Origin of the sequence: Burkholderia sp. 28_3, from assembly GCF_003253915.1 — a bacterium.
In the GTDB taxonomy this organism is placed as follows: Bacteria; Pseudomonadota; Gammaproteobacteria; order Burkholderiales; family Burkholderiaceae; genus Burkholderia; species Burkholderia cenocepacia.
In genome coordinates this window covers 1-24,396 of record NZ_QKZF01000007.1, presented here as the reverse complement: position 1 = coordinate 24,396, position 24,396 = coordinate 1, and the positions used below count along the sequence as shown (strand labels likewise).

General features: G+C 67.6%; 26 protein-coding genes. 11 read left to right on the top strand and 15 right to left on the bottom strand.

Features of this window, described 5'->3' with window-relative positions:
* Window positions 1-14 precede the first annotated feature (14 nt).
* Window positions 15-776, bottom strand: a complete 762-nt coding sequence (locus DFS13_RS16910) for an SDR family oxidoreductase (RefSeq protein WP_111441900.1) — start codon at window positions 774-776, stop codon at window positions 15-17.
* A 406-nt stretch (window positions 777-1,182) separates the two neighbouring features.
* Here DFS13_RS16910 and DFS13_RS16905 point away from each other — a divergent pair, with 406 nt between their 5' ends.
* Window positions 1,183-1,893: a YceH family protein gene (locus tag DFS13_RS16905; RefSeq protein ID WP_012493633.1), complete on the top strand. Its 711-nt coding sequence runs from the start codon at window positions 1,183-1,185 to the stop codon at window positions 1,891-1,893.
* Window positions 1,894-1,936: 43 nt separating this feature from the next.
* Here the strand turns inward: DFS13_RS16905 and DFS13_RS16900 are convergent, their stop codons facing one another.
* Together DFS13_RS16900 and DFS13_RS16895 are read right to left on the bottom strand one after the other, a co-directional pair.
* Entirely contained in the window at window positions 1,937-3,202 is a 1,266-nt protein-coding gene (locus tag DFS13_RS16900; RefSeq protein WP_111441899.1) for a hypothetical protein, read from the bottom strand.
* A gap of 55 nt (window positions 3,203-3,257) precedes the next feature.
* Complete coding sequence (locus DFS13_RS16895) at window positions 3,258-3,812, bottom strand: hypothetical protein (protein ID WP_006494325.1); 555 nt, start codon at window positions 3,810-3,812, stop codon at window positions 3,258-3,260.
* A 403-nt stretch (window positions 3,813-4,215) separates the two neighbouring features.
* Between DFS13_RS16895 and DFS13_RS16890 the strand changes: the two genes are divergently transcribed.
* From DFS13_RS16890 to DFS13_RS16875, 3 genes are all read left to right on the top strand, one after another.
* Window positions 4,216-5,532, top strand: a complete 1,317-nt coding sequence (locus DFS13_RS16890; protein ID WP_048988830.1) for a lipase family protein — start codon at window positions 4,216-4,218, stop codon at window positions 5,530-5,532.
* Between the two features lie 192 nt (window positions 5,533-5,724).
* Window positions 5,725-6,855: a 3-deoxy-7-phosphoheptulonate synthase gene (locus tag DFS13_RS16885; RefSeq protein WP_059722176.1), complete on the top strand. Its 1,131-nt coding sequence runs from the start codon at window positions 5,725-5,727 to the stop codon at window positions 6,853-6,855.
* Between the two features lie 430 nt (window positions 6,856-7,285).
* A complete protein-coding gene (locus tag DFS13_RS16875; protein ID WP_077021410.1) occupies window positions 7,286-7,714 on the top strand; it encodes a PRC-barrel domain-containing protein in 429 nt (142 codons plus the stop codon).
* A 56-nt stretch (window positions 7,715-7,770) separates the two neighbouring features.
* Here DFS13_RS16875 and DFS13_RS16870 read toward each other — a convergent pair whose 3' ends face one another.
* The 8 genes from DFS13_RS16870 to dapF all read right to left on the bottom strand — a co-directional run bounded on the left by DFS13_RS16870 (window position 7,771) and on the right by dapF (window position 14,030).
* Complete coding sequence (locus DFS13_RS16870; RefSeq protein WP_111441898.1) at window positions 7,771-8,523, bottom strand: SDR family NAD(P)-dependent oxidoreductase; 753 nt, start codon at window positions 8,521-8,523, stop codon at window positions 7,771-7,773.
* A gap of 40 nt (window positions 8,524-8,563) precedes the next feature.
* A complete protein-coding gene (locus DFS13_RS16865; protein WP_006485024.1) occupies window positions 8,564-9,079 on the bottom strand; it encodes an Ohr family peroxiredoxin in 516 nt (171 codons plus the stop codon).
* A 25-nt stretch (window positions 9,080-9,104) separates the two neighbouring features.
* The gene (locus DFS13_RS16860) at window positions 9,105-9,860 is read right to left on the bottom strand and encodes an SDR family oxidoreductase (RefSeq protein ID WP_012493629.1); all 756 of its coding nucleotides are present in this window, start codon (window positions 9,858-9,860) and stop codon (window positions 9,105-9,107) included.
* Between the two features lie 205 nt (window positions 9,861-10,065).
* Entirely contained in the window at window positions 10,066-11,070 is a 1,005-nt protein-coding gene (locus DFS13_RS16855; protein ID WP_006485021.1) for a LysR family transcriptional regulator, read from the bottom strand.
* A 111-nt stretch (window positions 11,071-11,181) separates the two neighbouring features.
* Window positions 11,182-11,586: a cupin domain-containing protein gene (locus DFS13_RS16850; RefSeq protein WP_077021408.1), complete on the bottom strand. Its 405-nt coding sequence runs from the start codon at window positions 11,584-11,586 to the stop codon at window positions 11,182-11,184.
* Between the two features lie 76 nt (window positions 11,587-11,662).
* Entirely contained in the window at window positions 11,663-12,142 is a 480-nt protein-coding gene (locus DFS13_RS16845) for a carboxymuconolactone decarboxylase family protein (protein ID WP_006485066.1), read from the bottom strand.
* Between the two features lie 194 nt (window positions 12,143-12,336).
* Window positions 12,337-13,221 carry an RNA polymerase sigma-70 factor gene (locus DFS13_RS16840; protein ID WP_111441897.1) on the bottom strand — a complete coding sequence of 295 codons (885 nt, stop codon included), beginning with the start codon at window positions 13,219-13,221 and terminating at the stop codon, window positions 12,337-12,339.
* Complete coding sequence (gene dapF / locus DFS13_RS16835; protein WP_069352742.1) at window positions 13,218-14,030, bottom strand: diaminopimelate epimerase; 813 nt, start codon at window positions 14,028-14,030, stop codon at window positions 13,218-13,220. Before dapF ends, DFS13_RS16840 begins: the two co-directional genes overlap by 4 nt.
* A gap of 268 nt (window positions 14,031-14,298) precedes the next feature.
* On the opposite strand from dapF, the gene DFS13_RS16830 reads away from it, so the two are divergent.
* The 3 genes from DFS13_RS16830 (at window position 14,299) to DFS13_RS16820 (ending at window position 17,425) form a co-directional block, all read left to right on the top strand.
* On the top strand, window positions 14,299-16,377 hold the full coding sequence (locus tag DFS13_RS16830) for a carbon starvation CstA family protein (RefSeq protein ID WP_034203154.1): 2,079 nt from the start codon (window positions 14,299-14,301) through the stop codon (window positions 16,375-16,377).
* A 12-nt stretch (window positions 16,378-16,389) separates the two neighbouring features.
* Window positions 16,390-16,596 (top strand): YbdD/YjiX family protein, encoded by a 207-nt coding sequence (locus DFS13_RS16825; RefSeq protein ID WP_006480280.1) that lies wholly within the window; start codon window positions 16,390-16,392, stop codon window positions 16,594-16,596.
* 208 nt (window positions 16,597-16,804) lie between these two features.
* A complete protein-coding gene (locus DFS13_RS16820; protein WP_006494332.1) occupies window positions 16,805-17,425 on the top strand; it encodes a hemolysin III family protein in 621 nt (206 codons plus the stop codon).
* 58 nt (window positions 17,426-17,483) lie between these two features.
* On the opposite strand, the gene DFS13_RS16815 is transcribed toward DFS13_RS16820, so the two are convergent.
* Both DFS13_RS16815 and DFS13_RS16810 read right to left on the bottom strand, forming a co-directional pair.
* Window positions 17,484-17,909: a nuclear transport factor 2 family protein gene (locus DFS13_RS16815; RefSeq protein ID WP_059722168.1), complete on the bottom strand. Its 426-nt coding sequence runs from the start codon at window positions 17,907-17,909 to the stop codon at window positions 17,484-17,486.
* 118 nt (window positions 17,910-18,027) lie between these two features.
* Entirely contained in the window at window positions 18,028-18,381 is a 354-nt protein-coding gene (locus DFS13_RS16810) for a DOPA 4,5-dioxygenase family protein (protein WP_006494334.1), read from the bottom strand.
* A 489-nt stretch (window positions 18,382-18,870) separates the two neighbouring features.
* Between DFS13_RS16810 and DFS13_RS16805 the strand changes: the two genes are divergently transcribed.
* The 3 genes from DFS13_RS16805 to DFS13_RS16790 all read left to right on the top strand — a co-directional run bounded on the left by DFS13_RS16805 (window position 18,871) and on the right by DFS13_RS16790 (window position 20,378).
* On the top strand, window positions 18,871-19,248 hold the full coding sequence (locus DFS13_RS16805; RefSeq protein ID WP_006485009.1) for a hypothetical protein: 378 nt from the start codon (window positions 18,871-18,873) through the stop codon (window positions 19,246-19,248).
* Between the two features lie 223 nt (window positions 19,249-19,471).
* Complete coding sequence (locus DFS13_RS16795; RefSeq protein WP_006485040.1) at window positions 19,472-19,951, top strand: hypothetical protein; 480 nt, start codon at window positions 19,472-19,474, stop codon at window positions 19,949-19,951.
* A 166-nt stretch (window positions 19,952-20,117) separates the two neighbouring features.
* Window positions 20,118-20,378 carry a hypothetical protein gene (locus DFS13_RS16790; protein WP_006485063.1) on the top strand — a complete coding sequence of 87 codons (261 nt, stop codon included), beginning with the start codon at window positions 20,118-20,120 and terminating at the stop codon, window positions 20,376-20,378.
* Between the two features lie 156 nt (window positions 20,379-20,534).
* Here the strand turns inward: DFS13_RS16790 and hpnH are convergent, their stop codons facing one another.
* On the bottom strand, window positions 20,535-21,695 hold the full coding sequence (gene hpnH, locus DFS13_RS16785; protein ID WP_006480287.1) for an adenosyl-hopene transferase HpnH: 1,161 nt from the start codon (window positions 21,693-21,695) through the stop codon (window positions 20,535-20,537).
* Between the two features lie 12 nt (window positions 21,696-21,707).
* Window positions 21,708-22,649 carry a 4-hydroxy-3-methylbut-2-enyl diphosphate reductase gene (ispH, locus tag DFS13_RS16780; RefSeq protein ID WP_006485062.1) on the bottom strand — a complete coding sequence of 314 codons (942 nt, stop codon included), beginning with the start codon at window positions 22,647-22,649 and terminating at the stop codon, window positions 21,708-21,710.
* A 402-nt stretch (window positions 22,650-23,051) separates the two neighbouring features.
* Between ispH and DFS13_RS16770 the strand changes: the two genes are divergently transcribed.
* Window positions 23,052-24,239: a glycosyltransferase gene (locus DFS13_RS16770; RefSeq protein WP_006494339.1), complete on the top strand. Its 1,188-nt coding sequence runs from the start codon at window positions 23,052-23,054 to the stop codon at window positions 24,237-24,239.
* The last annotated feature ends 157 nt before the right edge of the window (window positions 24,240-24,396 follow it).

Below are 24,396 nucleotides of genomic sequence, written 5' to 3'. Positions count from 1 at the left end.
GCCGCGTCCGACGCCTACTGCGTCGGCAGATTGCGCACGTCGGCCGTCGGCTCGGTACCGAATGCGTCGCTCAGCGCATAGCCGATCAGTTGCCGGGCGGTCGCCTCGGGCGTCGCGAGCGCGCCGCTCGATTTCAACTGGTCGAATTTCTCGCGCATCGGGAAATTGTCTTCGTCGGTCGCGCGGATCGTGGCCTGCATGCCCGTATCGACGACGCCCGGCGCCACGCTGCAGATGCGCAGCCCGCCGTTCGCGTCGAGCGCGACCGCGCGCGCATGGTGATCGAGCGCGGCCTTGGTCGCGCAGTAGATGCTCCAGCCCGCATATGCGTTGCGGGCCGCGCCGCTCGACAGGTGCACGATCCGGCATTCGGTCGCGGCCGATACGGCCTGCGCGAGCGCCGCCGACAGCATCAGCGGCGCGGCGACGTTCAGGCCGACCGCGCGGGCGACGATCGCCGGGTCCTGCGTGGCGAGCGGGCCGATCGGATCGACGATGCCCGCGTTGTTGAACAGCAGCACGAGCGACGCGCCGTCGACGAAGCGGCGCAGCGTGTCGCCGGCCAGCCAGCTCGCGATCGTCTTCGAGTCGGACAGATCGAGTTCGACCTCGGTCAAGCGCTCGCCGGCCCGTGACGCGAGCGACGGATGACGGCTGCGCGACACGCCGAGCACGGCGACGCCTTCCTGCAGCAGTTGTTCGGCGAGCGCCGCGCCGACGCCGCGGGTGTGTCCGGTGACGATGGCGCGCACGGGTGCGGAAGAAGATGCAGTCATGGTGGTGAACCGGTGAGGGGGTGAACGGGTTTGACGAGCGGCGCGCAGGCACGGCGGCAGCGCATTCAACGCGGGTGCTGCGTGGTGTCGACGTGTGAAGGCGGTCGTGTGCGGCGGCGCTGATATCGGGATGAACGTCTATCGTAGCGCCGGCATGCGCATCGCGCAAACGCCCGGCGCGCGCGAAGGATGACGCTGCGGTGCCGCGCACGCGCATCGCCGCGCTGCGCCGCCCGCTATCGCGGGCGCCGCTACGTCCGACGAAAGCCCGCTGCGGCAAGTCCGCACGCTGCTGCGCCAAGGGCGCCGGGCCGAGCGTCGCGAGCTATCATATGGCTCGCCCGTGCGCGATGCCGGACGGGCCGCGACCGTTTCCCTTCACCTGCTGCACGCTGCGATGTCACTCATGAACACCACGCCGGATACGCCCACGCCCCGCGCCCTTCGCGAACTCACACCCCTCGAGGCCCGCATTCTCGGCGTGCTCGTCGAGAAACAGCACACGGTGCCGGATACCTACCCGCTGTCGCTGAACGCGCTGACCGCGGGCTGCAACCAGAAAACCGCGCGCGCGCCGGTGATGAACGTGAGCGAGGACGAAGTGACGACCGCGCTCGACGGGCTGAAGCACCTGAGCCTCGTGATGGAGGGCAGCAGCAGCCGCGTGCCGCGTTTCGAGCACAACATGAACCGCGTGCTCGGCATCCCGAGCCAGGCGATCGCGCTGCTGACGATCCTGCTGCTGCGCGGCCCGCAGACGGCCGCCGAGCTTCGCCTGAACAGCGCGCGCCTGCACGGCTTCGCGGATATCTCGTCGGTCGAGGCGTTCCTCGACGAACTCGCGGCGCGTGCGCAACCGCTCGTCGTCCGGCTGCCGCGTGCACCGGGCGCGCGCGAGAACCGCTGGATGCACCTGATGTGCGGCGAGGTGAACATGGCCGACTTCGCGAGCGCGGACGCGGGCGGCGGCGCGGATTCGGTGCCGCCTTCCGAATTCGAGGCGCTGAAGGCCGAACAGAAGCGCCTTGCGGACGAAGTGACGCGCCTGAATGCGCTGGTTCAACGGATGGCGAGCGAACTCGGCATCGACGTTGACACGCCGGGCAACGCGTCCTGATCGCTTCCTGATGCAGTGCCGGCGGTGCGCGCGCACCGCCGCGTCACTTCAGCTTGACGCCCGGGACGAGGTAGCGCGCGCCGCCCGGTCTCAGGATCGGCTTGAGCGCGGCAAACGGCGCGTCGAGCTGCGGGCCGAGACAGGCACCCATTGCGTGACCGATGCCGGATACGACGAACGACAGCTTGCCCGGTGCATCGAGTTCGAACGCCAGATACTGCGGGAACACGTCGGCGCACGACAGCGAATCGCCGTCGCCGTCCGTCGGCTGGTTGCCCGGTGCGGCTTCGTCGCGCAGCCGCGCAATGAACTTCACCATCGCGGCGCTCGTTGCCGATTCACGGTCGTCGGCCGGCGCGGCCGCATCGATCACGCGATTCCAGTCGAGATACGCACCGCGCAGCAGGTCGAACGTGACCGGATCGTAGTGATTGGCCGGGTGCGCGCCGCCGCAGTACGTGCTGCCGGCTTCCACGATGCCCAGTGCCGCACGCGACAGCCACGTGACCGTCACGCGCTCGTCGTCGTAGCTGCCGAGCGTGCCGGCGGCCGGGCCGTCGTCGGTATAGCGGGTCGACGCGCATTCGAGCGCCGCGAGACTCATTTGCCAGTGCCGCTGTTCGAGCAGATGGTTGACGCGCGCCATCACGGCCGGGTCGGGATGGCGGCTCAGGCGCGGATACGCGAGCACCGTGCGCGGGTCACGCCACATCCGGTACGCCACCGTGCCGTCGCCAACCTCGGGGCCGACCGGCTGCGCATGCCCGGCGAGCTTCAACGCGGCATAAGGCGCGTGCTGCATGTCGATGTCCGCGCCGCGAGCGATGCCGCTGCCGACACCGCCCGCCACGAGCGCGGTGACGGCTTCGACCGAGCCGGGCGCAACCGCGTCGGGATCGTATGCCGCCACGCGGCGCAACGCGAAGGTACGTGTCTTGCCTGAACGCGCATCGGTCCATCGGCCGCGATAGCCGTCCTTGTCCCGCGTGCCCTGCCAGGTGGCCGCCCCATGATCGAAATCGGGCTTGTCGCTGTATTCCGGCGCGGAGCGCGCATCGTCCGGCAATTGCGTGCGCACGAGCGGCTCGACGAGTCGCGCGGGCTTGCCGCGCAGCGGAATATCGACGCCGAACTGCGCGTAGAAATAGCGGCCCGAGATCGTGCCGTCCGCGGCCGGGCGATCGTCGAGTTCCATCACGACGGTGCCGGCGCCTTGCAGCGTTCCTTCATAGACGGTGCGCGGCGCGGCATTCGCAGAGCCCGCGTGCAGTGCGATCAGGACGCACGCGCTTCGGAAGAACGGGCGCATCAACGGCGATAACCGGGTGGTTTTCATGAGGATGGGGGAACGATGAAGGTGCATATCAACCAACACTGATCCGCGTCGCGCCCGCGTCGACGAGCCGGAACAGCAGATCCTCGACGGCCGTCTCCGGCGCGGAACCGAGATCCGCGTGGATGCGCCAGCCCTGTTCCGTGCGAACCGGTTCCGACAGGTAGTGAACGATGCCGTGCAGCCCGTCCTCGGCCGGCGTGTTCTCGTCGTCCACGTCGAACCACGCGAGGAACCACGTCTTGAACGCATCGTTCGCGGTGCTTTCGTCGAGACCGTCGGCTTCGACCGCGGCCCAGTCCCACACGAACGGCTGGATCGACACGGCCGCCGTTTCCAGTTCGAAGGCGAACGGCTCGAAATCCAGTTGCGTGGCCGAATCGACCATCGCGGGCTGGCCGGCCGCCTCGCCCTCGGTCGCGATGGTGTCGGCGCGGCACGGCAGCGCGAGCGGGCCTTCGGTGGCCAGCGTGCCGTCGGCGCGCCGGTAGGCCGGTTCAACGACGATCGCCGGTTGCGTGGCCGCTTTCGCGAGCAGGTCGGCATAGGGTTGGCGGATGGCGCGGAGCAGTTCGGAGACGGTCATCGTGGCGTGTCGGTTGAGCAGGAAACGATCGGTCACAGGCAAGCGGTGCACGGGGCGGCCGACGTGGCACGACGGGCCGCTTCGCTATCGGACAGCCATGATCGTAAGGTACTTCGCTCGAACGCGAACATTCGGCCGAACGGCCGGGGCGCTCGCCTCGCGTGGCAAGCCGGTTTAGACGTTTACCTTCAAACAGTCGAAAACGCATCTCGAACGCATTCGCGTTGTGCTTCAATGAATCAGCTTTGCAGTCCTACCAAATTACAGAATCGGAACAAACCGGATCATTCACTTACAGGAGACAGTCGATGGCACGGAAACGCCGTTGAAGCGGCAATCGAGATGGTCTGCAACACCGCCGAATTTCCTTCGATGCAGCAGGTTATCCCAGGGGCCTCCACCCATGTCCTCCAGACGTTTCATGATGGCCGCGGCCGCGGTGTCGGCCGCACTGGCCGTCGCCGCACCGCCGGCCGGCGCCGCCGCACCGGCCGTTTCCGATCCGTTCTACACATACACCGGCACCACGCCGCTGGCATCGGTTCCACCGGGCACCGTGGTCAAGACCCGCAACGTCACCTATCACGTGGCCGGCATGCCGACCGCGGTGACCGCGCAGCAGCTGCTGTATCGCACCCACAACGCGCTGAACCAGCCGGTCGTCAACGTGACGTCGGTGATCCGCAGCCCGGTCAGCAACGGCCGGGCGATCTCGTACCAGTCGGCCTACGATTCGCTGAACCCGTACGACGAGCCGTCGCAGGTGATCGCCGGCGATCGCGACGTGACCAAGGTCATCAACGTCGGCACGTTGCTGTACAGCGCGGAATCGATCCCGCTGGCGACGCTGCTGCTGCTCGGCTACAACGTCATCGTGCCCGATACCGAGGGCCAGACGGCCGATTTCGCGGCCGGCCCCGAATACGGGATGACGACGCTCGATTCGATCCGCGCCGCGCTCAATACGCCGTCGACCGGGCTGAGTCCGTCGAGCAAGGTCGCGATGATCGGCTATTCCGGCGGCGCGATCGCGACCAACTGGGCCGCGCAACTCGCGCCGAGCTATGCGCCCGACGTCAACCGGCAGCTCGTCGGTGCGGCGGAAGGCGGCGTGCTGGTCGATCCGGCGCACAACCTGCGTTACGTCGACGGCAGCATCGTGTGGGGCGGCGTCGCCGCGGCCGCACTGGCCGGGCTGTCGCGTGGCTACGGTTTCGACCTGACGCCGTACCTCAGCGAGACGGGCGTCGCCGTGTTCAAGGACATCCAGAGCCAGTCGCTCGCGTACATCCTGCCGAAGTACACGGGCCTGCGCTGGGGCACGCTGTTCAAGCCGCAATACGCGAACGACATCAACAGCATTCCGGTGTACGTCACCTATGCGAACAAGGTGAATGCGGGGCTGGCCGCGTCGCCGACGATCCCGATGTTCATCGGCCAGGGCACCGCGGGCGCGCTGGACGGCACGTTCGGCAGCCAGGTGGGCGACGGCGTGATGCTCGCGTACGACGTGCGCGCGCTGGCGCAGAAATTCTGCGCCAGCGGCACGGCGGTCACGTACACCGAGTATCCGCTCGAACACGTGGGCGCGATCGTGCCGTGGGTGGCGGGCATGCTGCCGTGGCTCTACGACCGCTTCAACGGCAAAGCCGCGCCGAACAATTGCTGGCTGACGTCGCTGCTGCCGAGCAATTCGCTCGCGCCCGAGACGCTGCACTAGCCGCTGCCGCGCAACGCGGCGAACGGCGGGCGACCCGTTTACGGGTCGCCTTTTTTTGTCTCGTTTGACGTCGGTCGCGTGACTGCCGCGGCCGCCGCCCGCACTGCGTCGCCGTACCCCGCTGCCACCTCGTCCGGGTGCCATAATCGAGCCTGCCCATCATTCCAGACAGACGTCCCCCGGAGAATCACCATGCAGAACCTCGACAATCCTTCCCACGATCGCGAGGTAGGCAGCGCCGACGCGACGCAGGACACCACCCGCATCGACGACGTCCGCATCGGCGCCGTGCGTCCGCTGATTTCGCCCGCGCTGCTGCTCGACGAGCTGCCGGTGCCGGCCGCCACGCAGACGCTCGTCGAGGATACGCGCCGCGCGATCGGCGACATCCTGCACGGCCGCGACGACCGGCTGCTGCTCGTCGTCGGCCCGTGCTCGATCCACGATCACGACCAGGCGCTCGATTACGCGCGCCGGCTGAAGGTCGCCGCCGATGCGCTGAAGGACGACCTGCTGATCACGATGCGCGTGTACTTCGAGAAGCCGCGTACGACGGTCGGCTGGAAGGGGTACATCAACGATCCGCGCCTCGACGGCAGCTTCCGCATCAATGAAGGGCTGCGCGCCGCGCGGCAACTGCTGCTCGACATCAACGCGCTCGGCCTGCCGGCGTCGACCGAATTCCTCGACCTGCTGAGTCCGCAGTACATCGCCGACCTGATCGCGTGGGGCGCGATCGGCGCGCGCACCACCGAGAGCCAGAGCCACCGCCAGCTCGCGTCGGGGCTGAGCTGCCCGATCGGCTTCAAGAACGGCACCGACGGCGGCGTGCAGGTCGCATCGGACGCGATCGTCGCCGCGGCGGCGAGCCATGCGTTCATGGGGATGACGAAGATGGGGATGGCCGCGATTTTCGAGACGCGCGGCAACGACGATGCGCATGTGATCCTGCGCGGCGGCAAGAACGGCCCGAACTACGATGCCGAGCATGTCGAGGCGTGCTGCGCGGTGCTGCGCAAGGCCGGCTTGCGCGAGCAGGTGATGGTCGACTGCTCGCATGCGAACTCGAACAAGTCGCACGAGCGGCAGATCGAGGTCGCGCAGGACCTCGCGCGGCAATTGGGGCAGGGCGAGCACCGGATCGTCGGCGTGATGGTGGAAAGCCATCTCGAAGCCGGGCGGCAGGACCTGAAGCCGGGCGTGCCGCTGAAGTACGGCGTGTCGATTACCGATGCGTGCCTGAGCTGGACGCAGACGGAGCCGGTGCTCGATGTGCTGGCGGAGGCGGTGCGGCATCGCAGGGTGTATTCGCGGAATGCGTGATACCGCGTCGCGTCCCGGCGTCCGCCGCGTCATTCGCGGCGCTGCGACGATCGGCGGCGCGTCAGCGACGGCGTCCTGATCGACAGGCCGCGGCGCCTTTATTTTCGCGCCGCGCGCCCCGCTGTTCTGCGTGGTCCTTGATCCTGATCCGGTTTGCCCCACCGGCCACGTCGCACGCCGAACGCACGATCCGCCAATTGCCGCTACCATGAACTCCGTGTTGCACGCTGCGGCCCGGCCATGCCGGTCCGCCACGCACACACGCAATGGCGGCGCGGCCGGCCGCCATGCGACCGACGAAGCGCGGGGCGGCCATCCGCGGGGCGGCCATCTGTGGGGCGTCCATCCGCGGGGTGCGTACCGATCAGCCGTTGCGCCCGCGCCGCTTCGTTCCCGGAATCCACAACAACCGAACCGGAGTGCAACGCATATGAAGTTCTACAAGACCCTCATCGCAGCAACCGTCCTCGCGTCGAGCATCAGCGCGCATGCGCAGATCGCGGGCGCGCAGCCGATCAGCGTGACCGTCGAGCAATCGCAGGCGCTGCTCGAAGGCTGGAGCGTGAAGAAGAGCGTGCTCGGCAAGACCGTCTACAACGACGAAAACCAGAAAGTCGGCAAGGTGCGCGACCTGATCGTCGCGCCGGACGGCTCGGTGTCGGCCGCGATCGTGTCGGCCGGCGGCTTCCTCGGTGTGGCCGCGCACGACGTCGCGGTGCCGATCGCGTCGCTCGACGTGCGCAACGGCAACATCTACCTGCCGGGCGCGACGAAGGAGGCGCTGAAGGCCACGCCGGCGTTCCAGTACGCGAAGGTGCCGTCGCCGCCGAAGCCGAAGAAGCTCGACGAAAAGCACTGATTTGCCCCTTCGCGCGGCACGCGTCGTACGTCGCGTGCCGCGCGTCCTCGCGACGGTCAGGTTGCGTCGAGCCCGCCGTCGACCGTGATCACCTGCCCCGTCATCCATGCCGCCAGCGGCGACGCGAGCGACACGATCCAGTTCGCGACGTCCGCGGGCTCGCCGCGTCGGCCAAGCGGAATGCGCGTGCGCTCCTGCGCCTTGATTGCTTCGATGTCGGGCGTCGACAGCTTCATCCGTTCCGACAGGAAGTCCGTTTCCGTCGGGCCCGCCGCGACGGCGTTCACGCGTACGCCCGCCGATGCGAGCTCGAGCGCCCAGCAGCGCGTCAGATGCTCGAGCGCGGCCTTGCTCGCTGCATAGTGCGACAGCAGCGCAGCGGCCTTGTGTCCGAACGTGCTCGACACGTTGACGATGCTGCCGCGGGCTGCTTTCAGATGCGGCAATGCGGCGGTCGCGAGCATCGACGGTCCGAGCGTATTGACTGAAAAGATCGCGCTGATCGCTTCGAAGGTCGCCGACCCGAGCGGCAGGATTGCACCTGCGCCCGCATTGTTGACCAGCACATCGAGCCGCCCCGCGAGTGCGACCGCTTCGTCGATCGTGCGCGCGGCATCGGCCGGATCGCCGGCGTCCGCGACCACGTAGTCGATACCGGGCGCGCTGCGCGCGGCGGCGGACAGCGCATCTTCGCGGCGGCCCGTGATGACGACGCGCGCACCTTCGCGTGCGAACGCGACGGCCGCTGCCAGCCCGATGCCGGCGCCGCCGCCGGTAATGAGGACCACCTTGTTGTCGAATGACTGCATGACTTTCTCGTGAAGATGATGGGTTGAACGTGCGTGCCGTTTAGCGTTCGTGCGCATCGTCCGTCGGCGCCAGCGCCACCACGTGGCTGATCCCTTCGTGCGCCATCTTCGTATACGGACTGAAACGCTCGGTGTTGCGGACGAGTTCTTCCGCCACCGCGCGTTCGACGCCCGGCAGCCGCACGCGAATGTTCGCGTTCAGCATGAACAGTCCGTCCATCGGATCGCGGCAGAAGTCGATCGATGCGGACACCGAGGCACCGGCGATCGACACCCCCGCCCGTGCGGCCAGCAGGCTCAGCGCGCCATGAAAGCACGCCGCATAGCTGGCGGCGAACAACTGCTCCGGATTGGGGCCGTCGCCGGGCCCGCCGAGCGCGGACGGCAGGCGCAGCTCGACATCGAGCCGCCCGTCGTCGGAACGCGCGACGCCCGATGCGCGGCCATGCTCCGCCGCGCCGCCCGTGACGGTCACCGTCGTCGAGTACAGCGTCTGCGGTTCTCGTCCGCGATACCGGTCGAGCAGCGAGAGCGGCGGCGGGCGCAGCGGCGTCATGGCGTGCGTGATCCGGCTGTGGCGTTCAGCGCGCGAGCGCGTTCTGCCGGAACCACGCGTCGAAGGTCGTCGCGCCGAGGCGCGCACCGGCTGCCGGCACGAGCGTGTCGTCCTGCAGCACCGCGCCGAAGTAGTCGGCGCTGGCGTCGCGCGTCACCGTGCGCGCGTCGTGCGTCGCCGACAGGAAACGCTCGACCAGATCGGCGATCCGTACGCGCTCGGGGCCGCCGATTTCGGCGATGCCGTTGCGCGGCGCGTCGAGCGCGAAGTCGGTCACGGCGGCCGCGACGTCGTCCGATGCGATCGGCTGGAAGTGCGCGGTGGTCAACCGGACCGTATCGCCCTGCGCGCCGGCCTGCGCGATCGCGCCGACGAATTCGAAGAACTGCGTCGAGCGCACGATCGTGTACGGCACGCCTGCTTCGCGGATCAGGTTTTCCTGGATGATCTTGCCGCGGAAATATGCGCTCTGCTGCAGCCGGTCGGTGCCGACCACCGACAGCGCGACGTGATGGCGCACGCCGGCCGCGCGCTCCGCGGCGAACAGGTTGCGCCCCGACGCCTCGAAGAACGCCTTCACGGCCGCTTCCTCGAACGACGGCGAATTCGCGAGATCGACCACGACCTCCGCGCCGGCGAGCGCGTCGTCCAGTCCCGCGCCGGTGATCGTATCGACGCCGGTCGACGGCGCCGCCGCCACCGCGTCGTGGCCGCGTGCGATCAGGTTCCTGACGACCTTGCTGCCGATGAGGCCGGTACCACCAATCACGACGATTTTCACGATTGCTCTCCTTGAACGGGCGCGCGACATGCGCGCCGCTTGAATCTGCCGAAACCGGCGCTCATCGCGTTCGCGCGATCGGGCCCGGACCTTGCCGAACGGCGCCTTGCCGGATCCGGATGCGTGTCGAACAGCCTGCATCGTAGGCATGCGCCGCCCGATCCGGTAGGGTCCGGCAGGCCCTCACCGTGTTGTCGTGCATGCATCAATCGACGGTCTCCAGCGGCGCCATCGTCGTCATCGTCGTCAGGCACTGCAGGTCGCGCGCACGCGTCTGTTCGATCATGTAGTCGATGAACACGCGGATGCGCGTGGGCAGGTGCTTGCGGCTCAGGTAACAGAGATAGTGGCCGCCGTCGTCCGGCGCGTGCTGGCCGAGACAGCTCACCAGCCGGCCGTCGGCGAGCAGGTCGCACACCTGGTACGCGGGCAGTTGCGCGATGCCGAGGCCGTCGAGCGCCGCGCGCACGACGAGATCGATGTCGTTGAACGTGTGATGCGCGGCGAGCTGGCGCTGCTGCGTCAGCCCGTCGATCCTGAATTCCCATTCCGTCACGCGGCCCGATGCGGTGCACAGGTTGATGCAGCGATGTCGCGCGAGGTCGTCGACGTGGCGCGGCAGGCCGTGCCGGTGCGCGTACGACGGCGACGCGCAGACGATCATCTGCATCGGAATCAGCCGGCGCGCGACGATCGCGCTGTCCTCCATGCGGCCGTCGCGAAACGCGACGTCGATGCGGTCGGCGGAGAAATCGGCCGGCCGGTCGTTCAACAGCAGGTCGAGCGTGATGTCCGGATAGCGCGCATGGAAATCGCGCAGCAGCGGCGCGACGACCTTGCGGCCGAAGCCGGGCGTCGAGCCGATGCGCAGGTGCCCGCTCGGCGGGCCGCTGCGCAGCTCGCGCATGTCCTCGAGCGCCTGCGCCAGGTGCTCGATGCCGGGCCGGCAGTTTTCGTAGAAGAGCTCGCCTTCGCGCGTCAGCGACATGCTGCGGGTCGTGCGCTGGAACAGGCGGGCGTCGAGCCGGTCCTCGAGCCGTTGCACGTGGCGGCTGACCGACGAGCGGCCGACGCCGAGGCGATCGGCCGCGCGTGCGAAGCTGCCCTCGGTGACGACGGCGAGGAACGTGACCACGCCGGCATAGCAGGTCGAGAAGCTGCGCGCGAACGGATCGTCGGCATCGGGGCGGCGAATGGAGGTGTCGGGCATGGGGGCGCTGGAATCGTGGTGTCCGTATGCGACTAGACGGTTCAGCGCTGCCGCCTGTGACACTGCCCGCCGCATTTTTTCAAAAAAAGGGCGCGGCGGCGTGCGAGCCGGTTATTTTTCCGGCACGAGCACGGGCGCGCCCTTGTCCTTCAACAGCAGCACGATGAACTTTGCGGGCCGCGTCCGGCTCGCGTTGCGTCCGACCGTGTGCAGATCGTTCGGGCCCTCGTAGAAGGTCTGGCCCGGTTTCAGCGTGACGGGCTCGCCGCCCTTCACCTGCATCACGATCGAACCCTCGACGACATAGACGAACGCGTCGGCGTGGTGGCGATGGACCGGGTCGACCGCGCCGGGCGGATACTCGACCGAGATCATCAGGGCTTCCTTGCCCGGGTACGCGTCGAGCGGCTTCGTCATCAGCGGCGTGACGATGGCCGAGGGCGCCGCTCGGGCGACGCCGGTCGCGGCGCCCGCGACGACGAGCGCGGTCGCGAGCACGTGTTTCATGCGAATCATGGTGGTGGCTTCCGGTGGGCCGCCGGCCGACGGCCGGCAGCGAGGGAGGGGCGTGGCCTGCCGTCGGGCGCGGCCGTCAGGCGAGATTGGCCTTGTCGAGACCGAAGGCCTTGTCGGACGAGCCCGGCACGGTCCGGAACGCGACATTCGCGCGGTTCCAGCCGTTGATCGCCATCACTTCGAACGTCAGGTCCGACAATTCCTTTTCCGAGAGCTGGCCGCGCACGCGGTCGTAGAGGTCGTCCGGCACGCCGTGCGCGGGCAGTGTCGTCAGCGCTTCGGTCCACGCGAGCGCGGCCCGCTCGCGCGGCGAGAAGAGCGTCGATTCGCGCCACGTCGCAAGATGATGCAGGCGCAGTTCGCGCTCGCCGTGGATGCGCGCTTCCTTCACGTGCATGTCGAGGCAGAACGCGCAGCCGTTGATCTGCGACGCCCGGACGGACACGAGATCGCGGATCGATTCCTCGATCGCGCTGTTGCGCAGCAGGTTGCTGAGTTCGAGGAATTTCCGGAACAGCTCGGGCGACTGTTGAATGTAGTTGAGACGCTGCGTCATGATTTCTCCTGGCGACGAAGAGGCTGGCCCGCGTTGCGCGGGCGTCGTGGGCGGCAGGGCGCCGCGCGAAATCATCTTAGGAGTGTGCACCGGGGCGCGGTAGCCACGTACAGGGACGCATCGTGTTGCGCGCGCTGCACCAATCCGGGCTCGACGGCGAGCGCGGCCGGCGCCGGCGCGCGGCGATGCGCGCGTCAGCCGGCGGCGCAGGCGCTCGCGATCCGGGCGAGCTTCTCCGGGTTGCGCTGCACGAGAATCCGGCCGATGCGCGTGCCGTCGGTGTCGAACGACATCGCCGATTCGAGTTGTCCGTCGATGAAGCGCAGCATCGCCCACTCGCCGTTCAGCACGACCGGCCGCATTTCGACGCCGCTGCCGCAGCGCAACCACGTCGCATAGAACAGTTGAGCGATGCGCCGGCCGCCGACCATCGGTTTCGGGAAGCTCTGGACGTGGCCGCCGCCGTCGCCGATCAGCATCGCGTCTTCGGCGAGCAACGCCTGGATCGACGGGAAGTCGCCTTGCGCGAGCGCATGCGTGAACGTCTGCAGCAGCCGGCGATGCGTTTCATGCGGCACCGCGTGCCGCGGCGGGGCGTCGTCGCGCAGCCGCGCGCGGGCCCGGCTGACGAGCTGCCGGCACGCGGCTTCGGTCTTGCCGATCGCGTCGGCGATCCGGTCGTAGTCGAATTCGAAGACTTCGTGCAGCAGGAACGCCGCGCGCGCTTCCGGCGTCAACCGTTCGAGCAACAGCAGGTACGCGACCGATACGTCGCTCGCGCGCTCTGTCATTTCCTCGGGCGTCGCGGGCGATTCGCCGAGCTCCGGCTCGGGCAGCCAGATACCCGTGTAGTGCTCGCGCCGGATCTTCGCCGCGCGCAGGCGATCGATCGACGTGCGCGTCGTGACCGCGACGAGCCACGCCTCGGCGTTCTCGATGCTGTCGCGCGCCGCGTCGTGCCAGCGCAGCCACACGTCCTGCACGATGTCCTCGGCATCCGCGACGGAGCCGAGCATCCGGTACGCGATCTTCTGCAGGCGCGGGCGCAGCGCGTGGAAGGTTTGTGCGTCGTCGGTCATGACGGCCACACTCCGCTGAAGCCGACCGTCACGGGCCCGCTCAGGAACACGCTGCCGGCGCCGTCCCAGTGAACGGCGACGTCGCCGCCGTCGCAGGTCACCCGCACGGTATCGTCGAGCAGCCCGCGCCGGATGCCGTTGACCACCGCGCCGCACGAGCACGAACCGGAACCGAGCGGCACGCCGCCGCCGCGTTCCCAGATGCGCAGGCGAATGTGCGTGCGATCGATGACCCGCACGAAATGGACGTTGGTTTTCTGCGGAAACAGCGGATGTGCTTCGATCGCCGGGCCGAGTGCGGCGACGTCGAGCGTGTCGGGATCGTCGACGAAGAACGTGCAGTGCGGATTGCCCATGCTGCAGGCGGCCGGCGTGCCCGGCAGCGGCAGCGCGAGCGTGTCGGCGGCTTCGGCGAAGGGTATGTCCTGCCAGCCGAGCCGCGGCGCGCCCATCTCGACCTTGATCAGCCCGTCCGCATCCTGCGAACAATGCAGGCGGCCGCGATTCGTGCGCAGCACGATCGACGCCGCGCCGGTTTCCCGCATCAGCTTCCATGCGACGCCGCGCGTCGCGCTGCCGCAGGTATCGAGCGCCGAGCCGTCGGGGTTCCAGAACGCGACGCGCGCGGCCGCGTCGTCGCCGTCCGAGATCACCGCGAGCTGGTTGAAGCCGATGCCGCGATGCCGATCGCCCATGCGCCGCGCGAGGTCGCCGTCGACGGGATGCGCGCGATCGTGTTTCCGACCGCGCAGGTCGACGATGACGAAGTCATCGCCATTCGCGTTCATCTTCTGAAATGCGATCGGCATGGCGGTTCCGGAATGGAGGCAGACAAATACTGTACGTGGCTCGCGGGTCGCGGGCAATCGTCGCCCGATGGCGCGCACGCGCCAACGATCTACGTAATTCTACGTAGATCGTCATACGTAGTTGTCCGCTTGTAAGCGGCCCCCGTCGCGCGGAATACTACGGCCCATCGCCGCAGTCTCCGCGAGGCTGCGGCACGACGCATCGACGTCACGCGGGTTCGGCCCTCGCCGCATCCACTCAAAAACACATTGGAGACCAGGAGACGCCATGAATCGGGCTTCCAGTACCCTGCTCTGGATCGCGGTCGCGCTACTCGGCGCGTTCGCATTCGGCACGATCGCACTCGCGCACGGCGAGCGCGTCAGTGCCCTCTGGATCGTGATCGCCGCAGTCTGCGTGTATCTGATCGCGTATCGCTTCTACAGCCGTTTCATCGCCAGCAAGGTCATGCAGCTCGACGGGCTGCGGATGACGCCGGCGGTCAAGTACAACGACGGCCTCGACTACGTGCCGACCAACAAGTACGTGCTGTTCGGCCATCACTTCGCCGCGATCGCCGGCGCCGGGCCGCTGGTCGGCCCCGTGCTCGCCGCGCAGATGGGCTACACGCCCGGCATGCTGTGGATCCTGGCCGGCGTCGTGTTCGCCGGCGCGGTGCAGGACTTCATCGTGCTGTTCATCTCGACGCGCCGCGACGGCCGTTCGCTCGGCGATCTCGTCAAGATGGAGCTCGGCACGGTGCCCGGCGTGATCGCGCTGTTCGGCGCGTTCCTGATCATGGTGATCATCCTCGCGGTGCTCGCGCTGATCGTCGTGAAGGCGCTGACCAATTCGCCGTGGGGCACGTTCACCGTCGCCGCGACGATTCCGATCGCGCTGTTCATGGGCGTCTACACGCGCTACATCCGTCCGGGCCGCATCGGCGAAGTGTCGATCATCGGCTTCGTGCTGCTGATGGCGTCGATCGCGTTCGGCCAGCAGGTGCACGATTCGCCGACGCTCGCCGCGTGGTTCACGTTCAGCGGCACGCAGCTCACGTGGATCCTGATCGGCTACGGCTTCGTCGCGTCGGTGCTGCCGGTGTGGCTGCTGCTGGCGCCGCGCGACTACCTGTCGACGTTCCTGAAGATCGGCACGATCCTCGGCCTCGCGATCGGCATCCTGGTCGTCGCACCGGAACTGAAGATGCCCGCGCTGACGAAGTTCGTCGACGGCACGGGCCCGGTGTGGTCGGGCAACCTGTTCCCGTTCCTGTTCATCACGATCGCGTGCGGCGCGGTGTCGGGCTTCCACGCGCTGATCTCGTCGGGTACGACGCCGAAGCTGATCGACAACGAAACCAACGCGCGCTTCATCGGTTACGGCGCGATGCTGATGGAATCGTTCGTCGCGATCATGGCGCTGGTCGCCGCGTGCGTGATCGAGCCGGGCATCTACTTCGCGATGAACGCGCCGGCCGCCGTGCTCGGCTCGACGCCGGAAGCGGTCGCCAGCACCGTCACGCAATGGGGCTTCGTGCTGACGCCCGACATGCTGACGCAGACCGCGAAAGCCGTCGGCGAAACGACGATCATCGCGCGGGCGGGCGGCGCACCGACGCTGGCCGTCGGCATGGCGCACATCCTGCACCAGGTGATCGGCGGCGAAGCGATGATGGCGTTCTGGTATCACTTCGCGATCCTGTTCGAGGCGCTGTTCATCCTGACGGCCGTCGATGCCGGCACGCGCGCGGGCCGCTTCATGCTGCAGGATCTGCTCGGCACGTTCCACCCGGCGCTCAAGCGCACCGAATCGCTGCCGGCGAACCTCGTCGCCACCGCGCTGTGCGTGGCTGCGTGGGGTTACTTCCTGTACCAGGGCGTGGTCGATCCGCTCGGCGGCATCAACACGCTGTGGCCGCTGTTCGGCATCTCGAACCAGATGCTCGCCGCGATCGCGCTGGTGCTCGGCACCGTCGTGCTGTTCAAGATGAAGCGCGAGCGCTATGCGTGGGTGACGATCGTGCCGACCGTGTGGCTGCTGATCTGCACGCTGACGGCCGGCTGGCAGAAGATTTTCGACGCGAACCCGAAGGTCAGCTTCCTCGCGCACGCCGCGAAGCTGCAGGCCGCGGTGGACGAAGGCAAGGTGCTCGCGCCGGCGAAGTCGATCGCGCAGATGAAGCGGATCATCTTCAACGACTACATCGATGCGGCGCTGGCCGGGTTGTTCATCTTCGTCGTCGTGGCGATCGCGGTGTACGGCGTGATCGCCGTGCTGCGCGCGCGCCGCGAGTCGAAGCCGACCGTGCGCGAGACGCCGTACGAAGCGATGCCGGCCGCGCAGGCGCTCGGCAGCGGACGTTAAGGGGAGGCCGCGATGTTCAGCGATCTTGGCAGCGACCTGCGCAGCGCGGGGCGTTACCTCGGGCAGGCGTTGCGGCTGATGGTCGGCCTGCCCGACTACGATACCTACGTCGCGCACATGCGCGAAACGCATCCGGACCGCGAGCCGATGACGTATGAGGAATTCTTTCGCGAGCGTCAGAATGCGCGCTACGGGTCGGGTGCCGGGAAGTGTTGCTGACCCGGGCCGTTGCAATCACCTGACGAATCGGTCCGGTGATCGAAAGGGAAGCGCCGCGACGAATGTCGCGGCGCTTTTTCTTTGGCGGGCCGGCGGCGCGCCTCGCACGGCGCGCGCCAGCCGTTTGCCCGGGCGCAGCACGGCGATATCCGGCCGCCGGTATCATAGGGCTCCCTCTTTTCCCGATGGCCCCGCAGGAGAACACGTCGTGCATGCCGGTGAGCGTTTCAACAGCATTTCCCATCTCGTCGGCGCGGTGCTGTCGGTGGCCGGCCTCGTCGCGCTCGTGACGATGGGCGCGCTCGAAGGCGACCCGTACAAGGTGGTGAGCTTCAGCGTGTACGGCGCGATGCTGATCCTGCTCTACGCGATCTCGACCGCGTATCACAGCGTGCGCAACCCGCGCCTGAAGGCGATCCTGCAGAAATGCGACCATTCGGCGATCTACCTGCTGATCGCCGGCAGCTACACGCCGTTCACGCTGGTCACGCTGCGCGGCCCGTGGGGCTGGTCGCTGTTCGGCGTGAGCTGGGGGCTCGCCGTGTTCGGCATCGTGCAGGAGCTGACGCTCGGGCGCCGCACGCGCCTGCTGTCGATGATCCTGTACGTGCTGATGGGCTGGCTCGCGCTCGTCGCCGTGCGTCCGCTGATCCATGCGCTGCCGCCGATTGGCACCGCATGGCTCGTGGCCGGCGGCGTGATCTACAGCGCGGGGATCTACTTCTTCATCAACGACGAACGCATTCGCCACGGGCACGGCATCTGGCATCTTTTCGTGCTGGCCGGCAGCCTGTGTCAGTTCGTCAGTGTCGCGATGTATGTCGCGTGAGCGCACGGGGCGTCGAGCGGGTGACGCCCCGTGCGTGGCGCGTCGGCCGGAGTAGGCGCTACCGGCGCGCGGCGCCGCGCAGCGCGCTGAACCCGACCCATCCCCAGTACACGCGATGATGCGCGATCAGCCCGTCGCGCAGGTCCATCACCTCGACGAGATCGACCTGATCGCCGTCCGGCGTTGCGCGCGGGTATTCCCAGACGAGCTGGCGACCGTTCGAGAAGAACAGCCCGGTCCGGTACCAGCGCCCGAGCGGGTTGTCCGGATTGCGCAGGCCGGCCGCGAAGAATGCGCCGATCGCGGCCTTGCCGTGCAGCACGCCGGAGCCGTGCGCGGGCAGCGTGGCGACGACGAGCGGGGTTTCGAGCACCGCGTCGTCGGCATACAGCGACATCAGTGCGTCGAGGTCGCGAGCGACGACGGCGGCGTGCCAGTCCTCATGGATACGCCGGGCGTCGGCGTCGGTGTCTGCGGGTGTCATGGCGGGTTTCCGGAAGTCGATCACGGAAACCACTGTACGGGCGTACCGTCGCGAGACGTTTCACGTCGCCCCGAAACGTGGATGCCCCGCCGCGGCGAACGCGGTCGGACGTCGGCCCTCAGCCGGCCAGCGCGTCGAGATTGAGCGCATACGACTTGCCGATCCACACCGCGCAATCGCGATGGTCGCGCAGTTCGTCGTGCGTATTCGGATGCAGGAAGATGTCGAGCGCGCCGTGGTTCAGCACGAGCCACGGCACGATGTCGTCGAATCGGGCGGCGTCGAACGCGATCTGGTACGACCAGGCCGGATGCGGGCCGACGAGGCGTTCGTGAAAGCGGCCGAGTTCGATGACCGCGCCGAACCGCGCGTCGACGACCTGGCGAAACGCCCAGGCCGCGTCGCGGCTCGCCGCATCGAAATAGACGTGCGCGTGCCAGCTGTCGATGGCGGTAATGTCGAGGGCAGCCATGGAGGGACTCGATTGAAAAGGGAAATGCGTGAGATGCCGTGCGAAACGACCGATGCGTGATTATCGCGCGTCCTCGCCGCTTGCGTCGTGTCTCGATCCGGCAAGTCGATGCGGATGATTTGTCCTGCATCAGGAGAATCGGCCGATCCGCTGAGATCGTTTCGGCGCGATCCGCGTGCGCGATATCACGCCGGAGCCTTGCGGGCGGGCGCGCTGGCCGGCATCGCACCGGCAACACGTCATTTCGAAAATTGAAAGAGCGGCGTGAGCGCCCCACCGGATCGTCGCTAAAAATCCGATCAGGTCATTGAATGAAATAAAGAAATTCCATGCCGGCGGGATTCGCGAATGACGCGGTGCGCACGCCGAATGCCGCACCTGAAAATAACAATTGCGGATTCGGCTATTCAAGCGGGATGCGGCCCGACATACGATGATTTCAACGCATCGATGATGGATCGATGCGGAGACAACCATCTGGAGGCCATTATGCGATCCCTCGTTCCCGTTGCTGTTCTTTCCTGCGCACTGGTTGCGCTGCCTGCCGTCGGTTTTGCGCAGTCGATCGGCGCTGGCGACACCCCGCATGCCGCGCCGTTGACCTGGTCGGCGGCGCGTGCCGAGACCGATGTGCAGTTGATGCAGATGACGCGCGCAGGCTATCGCGCGACGACGGCCGGCAACCAGAACTATCCGCTCGCGATGCAGCGCGCCCTCGCGCGCGTGAACAACCCGATGCCCGACCGGTGGCGCGACGAGAAGGCCGCGATGGAAGCGCGGGCGGCCCGCGACGCGCAGACCGGCCATCCGGTGAAGGCGTTCTTCGTGAAAACCGCGTACTACCTGAAGGGCGAGAACACGTTTTGATGCAGGAGACGAACATGGCATGCCCCAACCGATTGTCCGGCGTGTGGCGTGCGTCGGCGATACGCAGGCTGCCGGAAGCGGGCTCGACGCGACGGCGCGCCGATGTACACGGCATGCGACGCCGGGCGAACGCCCTGCGCGACGCGGGCCGCGGCGCCGTCGTGTGCCGTGGCGCGTGGCCGGGATCGGCGAAGGGCGACGTGTCCGCGAGCGGGGGCGAATCATGAAGGCTGCCCGAAAAGGTCGTCGCCATCCGCCATTGACGCGCGAATGGCTGCTGCCGCTGCCGCCCGCGCATGCCCGCGACATCTCGCTGAAATGCCATATGGCGCTGGTCGCGCTGCGCGGCGAGCACGGGAGCGAAACGCTGCTGATGCGGCTGCGCACGAGCGTGTATCTGGTGTTCCTCGCGCTCGACGATGCGGTCTCTCCCGATGCGACCATCGACCTGTGCGTCGACGCGGAGCGCGTGCTGGACGCGAGCGTGGCGCGCGCCGCGCAAAGCGGGGCATGGACGCTGCACGACGACGAATGCGCGGTACTCGAACGCGTGCTCGCCGCGAACGACGCGTGCGTCGCGACGCTCACGCGGCATCGGCTGGCCGAGCTGTGGCGTCATGTCTGCACGTTCGCCTCTGCCGAACAGCCGGGGCTCGTCGCGCAGGCCGCGGCGAAGATGCGGGAGCCGGCCGTTCTGCATTGAGTGGCTGCCCACGGGCCGTGTTTCATACGCGTCCGATTCCATCGCGCGGCCGCGCGCCGTCTAATGCCATGACTGGAACCCGGCGTGTCCGGACGACGATCCATCCTCGCGTTTGCGACGAGCATGCGTGTCGGCGCGAACGCATTCGTTTCGGTCAGGAGGAGCGATGGCGCTATACAGGAGCGGCGGCTACTTCACGTGCGGAAGTGGCCGCGCATTCAGCGAGAATCTGCCGCCGGGCAGCAAGGTGACGGTGGCGGGCATCTATCGATGCACCGTATGCGGCGACGAAATCGGCATTGCGAAAGCGCAGACGTTGCCGTCTGAGGAAGCGCATCCGCACGATCTCGATCCGCCGTCCGACCCGCTGCTCGATCCGGGCCCGACCGCCTGGCAACTGATCGCCGCGGCGGAGTCGCGCAGCTAGGCAACCGACGCTGGGCCTCGCACGCAGGGCGCAAGCGCTGCGCGTCACACGGCGTCCGTCAAAACAAAAAGCGCCACGGAGCGAATGAACTCCGTGGCGCTTTTTCGATTCCAGCCGCTGCGAAGGCGCGAACCCTCTCGCGGCGCAACGCGCGACTTAAGCGGCCGTTGCCGACTTCGCCGGCTTCTGCAGCTTGCCCTTGCCGGCGCGCTGGATTTCCTCGAGCTTGATCTCGACGTGGCGCGAGAACACGTACTCGGCCGGACGCTGCTTCGCGATCGAGATGTCCGGTGCGAACGGGCCGTCGGTCTTGATGCCCTTGCGGCTCACGCGTAGCGCCTTCAGCGGGTTCGAGATCGTGTCCATCACGGCCGTCGCCTCGAAGCCGCAGTGGACCATGCAGTCCGCGCACTTCTCGTAGTTGCCGACGCCGTAGTTGTCCCACTCCGTCGTTTCCATCAGTTCCTTGAAGGTCTTCACGTAACCTTCGCCGACCAGGTAGCACGGCTTCTGCCAGCCGAACACCGTACGCGCCGGGTTGCCCCACGGCGTGCACTTGTACGTCTGGTTGCCGGCCAGGAAGTCGAGGAACAGCGACGACTGGCTGAACGACCAGCGCTTGCCGCCTTCGCCGCGCTTCAGGATTTCGCGGAACAGGTTCTTCGTCTTGTCGCGGTTCAGGAAGTGCTGCTGATCCGGCGCGCGCTCGTACGCGTAGCCCGGCGACACGGTGATGCCGTCGACGCCGATCGGGCCCAGCGTGTCGAAGAACTTCGCGACGCGCTCGGGGATCGCATCGTTGAACAGCGTGCAGTTGATGTTCACGCGGAAGCCGCGGCGCTTCGCTTCCTTGATCGCCGCGACCGCCTTGTCGTACACGCCTTCCTGCGACACGGAATGGTCGTGCATGTCCTTGTCGCCGTCGAGGTGGACCGACCAGACGAAATACGGGCTCGGCTGGTAGTCGTCCATCTTCTTTTCCATCAGGAGCGCGTTCGTGCACAGGTACACGAACTTCTTGCGCTTCATGATGCCCTTGACGATTTCCGGCATTTCCTTGTGGAGCAGCGGCTCGCCGCCGGCGATCGACACGACGGGCGCGCCGCACTCGTCGACGGCCTGCAGGCATTCCTCGACGGACAGGCGCTGGTTCAGGATCGGATCCGGATAATCGATCTTGCCGCAGCCGTTGCACGCGAGGTTGCAGCGGAACAGCGGCTCGAGCATCAGCGCGAGCGGATAGCGTTTGTTGCCGGACAGGTGCTGGCGCACGATGTAGGCGCCGACACGGACTTGCTGGAGCAGCGGAATAGACAAGGGATGTCCTCCTTAAACTTCGCGGGCGACAGCTTGCGTGAGCTTCGCCGGCAACTTGAATTCGACTTTTTCTTCACGGCCCGCCATCGTCGCGACATCGACGGGCCCCAGCGCGCGCAGCGCGCTGATTACATCCTCGACCATTTCTTCGGGCGCCGACGCGCCGGCGGTCAGGCCGACCGTCTGCACGCCCGCGAACCATTCGGCCTTCACTTCCGAGCCGTCGGCGACGAGATAGCTCGGCACACCGCTTTCGGTGCCGATCTCGCGCAGGCGGTTCGAGTTCGAGCTGTTCGTCGCACCGACGACGAGCAGCACGTCAACCTGTTCGCTCAGCTCGCGCACGGCGGCTTGGCGATTCTGCGTGGCATAGCAGATGTCGCGCGTGTCCGGGCCGACGAGGTCGGTGAACCGGCGCTGCAGCGCTTCGATGATGCCGCGCGTGTCGTCGACCGACAGCGTGGTCTGCGTGATGTACGCGACCGGCGTATCGACGGGCAGCGTCAGCGTATCGACTTCGGCTTCGCTCTGCACGAGGATCACCTCGGCCGGAATCTGGCCGATCGTGCCCTCGACTTCCGGGTGGCCCGCATGGCCGATCAGGATCAGCCGGCGGCCCGCCGCGACGTACTGGCGCCCCTGCACGTGCACTTTCGTGACGAGCGGGCAGGTTGCGTCGAGCACGTCGAGCCCGCGCGTCTGCGCGTCGCGCTCGACCGTCTGGGCGACACCGTGCGCGCTGAAGATCGCGACAGCGCCGTGCGGCACCTCGTCGAGCTCCTCAACGAATCGTGCCCCTTTATTACGCAGATTTTCGACGACATGCCGGTTATGCACGATCTCGTGACGCACATAGACCGGCGCACCGTGCTGTTGCAGCGCGCGATCGACGATCTCGATCGCACGGACAACCCCCGCACAAAAGCCGCGGGGCTGGGCAAGGATGACTCGCATAGGTGAGCGAACTCCGACGACAGACGCCGGGGTTCGAGGAGCTGGCACTCGCTCGCTCGCCCCGGCTTGATGTTATGAAGGCAGGAACGAACCGGCCGGCCAGGCCCCGGAACCCCGAATTAATCGCGCATTTTAACCCTATCGGGCCGTCCGTGCTTTGGTGCTGTGTCGGCACCGTTGCAATTGCGGGAGAGCCGCGTCGGCGCTGGCGGGCGCGGAACCCAGTAAACTACGCGGTTTCGCGGGCGGCCGCTCCGGCTGCCCGGCGTCGCGCTCATTTCAAGGCCATTCGATGACCGTCGATTCTTACGCGTATTGCCCTTCCGCCCGTGCGGTTTCGGGCGTTTTGTTCCCGACCCCTATTAATTCCTACCCGGCCGGCGGGCGGCAGGAGGCAGGCCGATGATGCTGGCGCTTGCTTTCCTGGTGTCCGGCCTGTCGCTGGTGATCTGGATCGTGCTGCTCGTCGCGCGCGGCGGCTTCTGGCGCGCGCAGCCCGCGCGGCCGCTGCCGCCCGAGGCTCGCGGCGAGGCGGCCGAGGCGGGCTGGCCGGCCGTCGTGGCCGTGGTGCCGGCGCGCAACGAAGCCGACGTGATCGCTCGCGCGGCGACTTCGCTGCTCGAGCAGGACTATCCGGGCGAATTCCATCTGATCATCGTCGACGACCACAGCGACGACGGCACCGCCGACGCGGCCCGCGCGGCCGCGCTCGCGATCAACCGCGCCGACCGGCTGACGGTGCTGACCGCGAAGCCGCTGCCGGCCGGTTGGTCGGGCAAGGTGTGGGCGCAGTCGCAGGGGATCGCGGCCGTGCAGACGCTCGGCCTGCCGGCCGACTACCTGCTGCTGACGGATGCCGACATCGGCCATCCGCCCGACGCCGTCGCGCAACTCGTCACGCGCGCGCAGGCCGAGCGTCGCGATCTCGTGTCGCTGATGGTGCGGCTGCGCTGCGACTCGTTCTGGGAAAAGGCGTTGATTCCGGCGTTCGTGTTCTTCTTCGCGAAGCTGTACCCATTCTCGTGGATCAACAACCCGCGCAACCGGACGGCCGGTGCGGCCGGCGGCTGCATGCTCGTGAAGCGCACGGCGCTGGAAGAAGCGGGCGGCATCGAATCGATTCGCGGCGCGCTGATCGACGACTGCAGCCTCGCCGCGCAGATCAAGCACCGCGGCAGCGGCCGCCATCCGATCCGGCTCGATCTCGCCGATCGCAGCGTGTCGCTGCGCCCGTACGACAGTTGGCGCGACATCTGGAACATGATCGCGCGCACCGCATTCACGCAGCTGCACTACTCGCCGCTGCTGCTGGCCGGCACGCTGCTCGGGATGACGATCATCTATCTGGTGCCGCCCGTCGTCGCGCTCGCCTACGGCGCGCGTGCATGGCCGGCCTGGCTCGCGTGGGCGTCGATGTGCGCCGCGTATGCGCCGATGCTGCGCTACTACCGGCGCTCGCCGCTGTGGGCGCCCGCGCTGCCGCTCGTCGCGCTGTTCTATGTGGGTGCGACGTTCGCGTCCGCGTGGCGTTACTGGCGCGGCAAGGGCGGCCAGTGGAAGGCGCGCGTGCAGGCGCCGGTGGATCGCTGAACGGGGCCGGGAGGCATGCCTCCCGGCAGCCGGACAGCAAACAGCCCGATCGGTGCGAACCGGTGAACTGCACCCCAAAAGTTGGACACCGATCCAACCTTTGGGGTGTTTTTCATGGCGAAGTACGCTGAGCGGTTTCGACTGCAGGTAGTTCAGG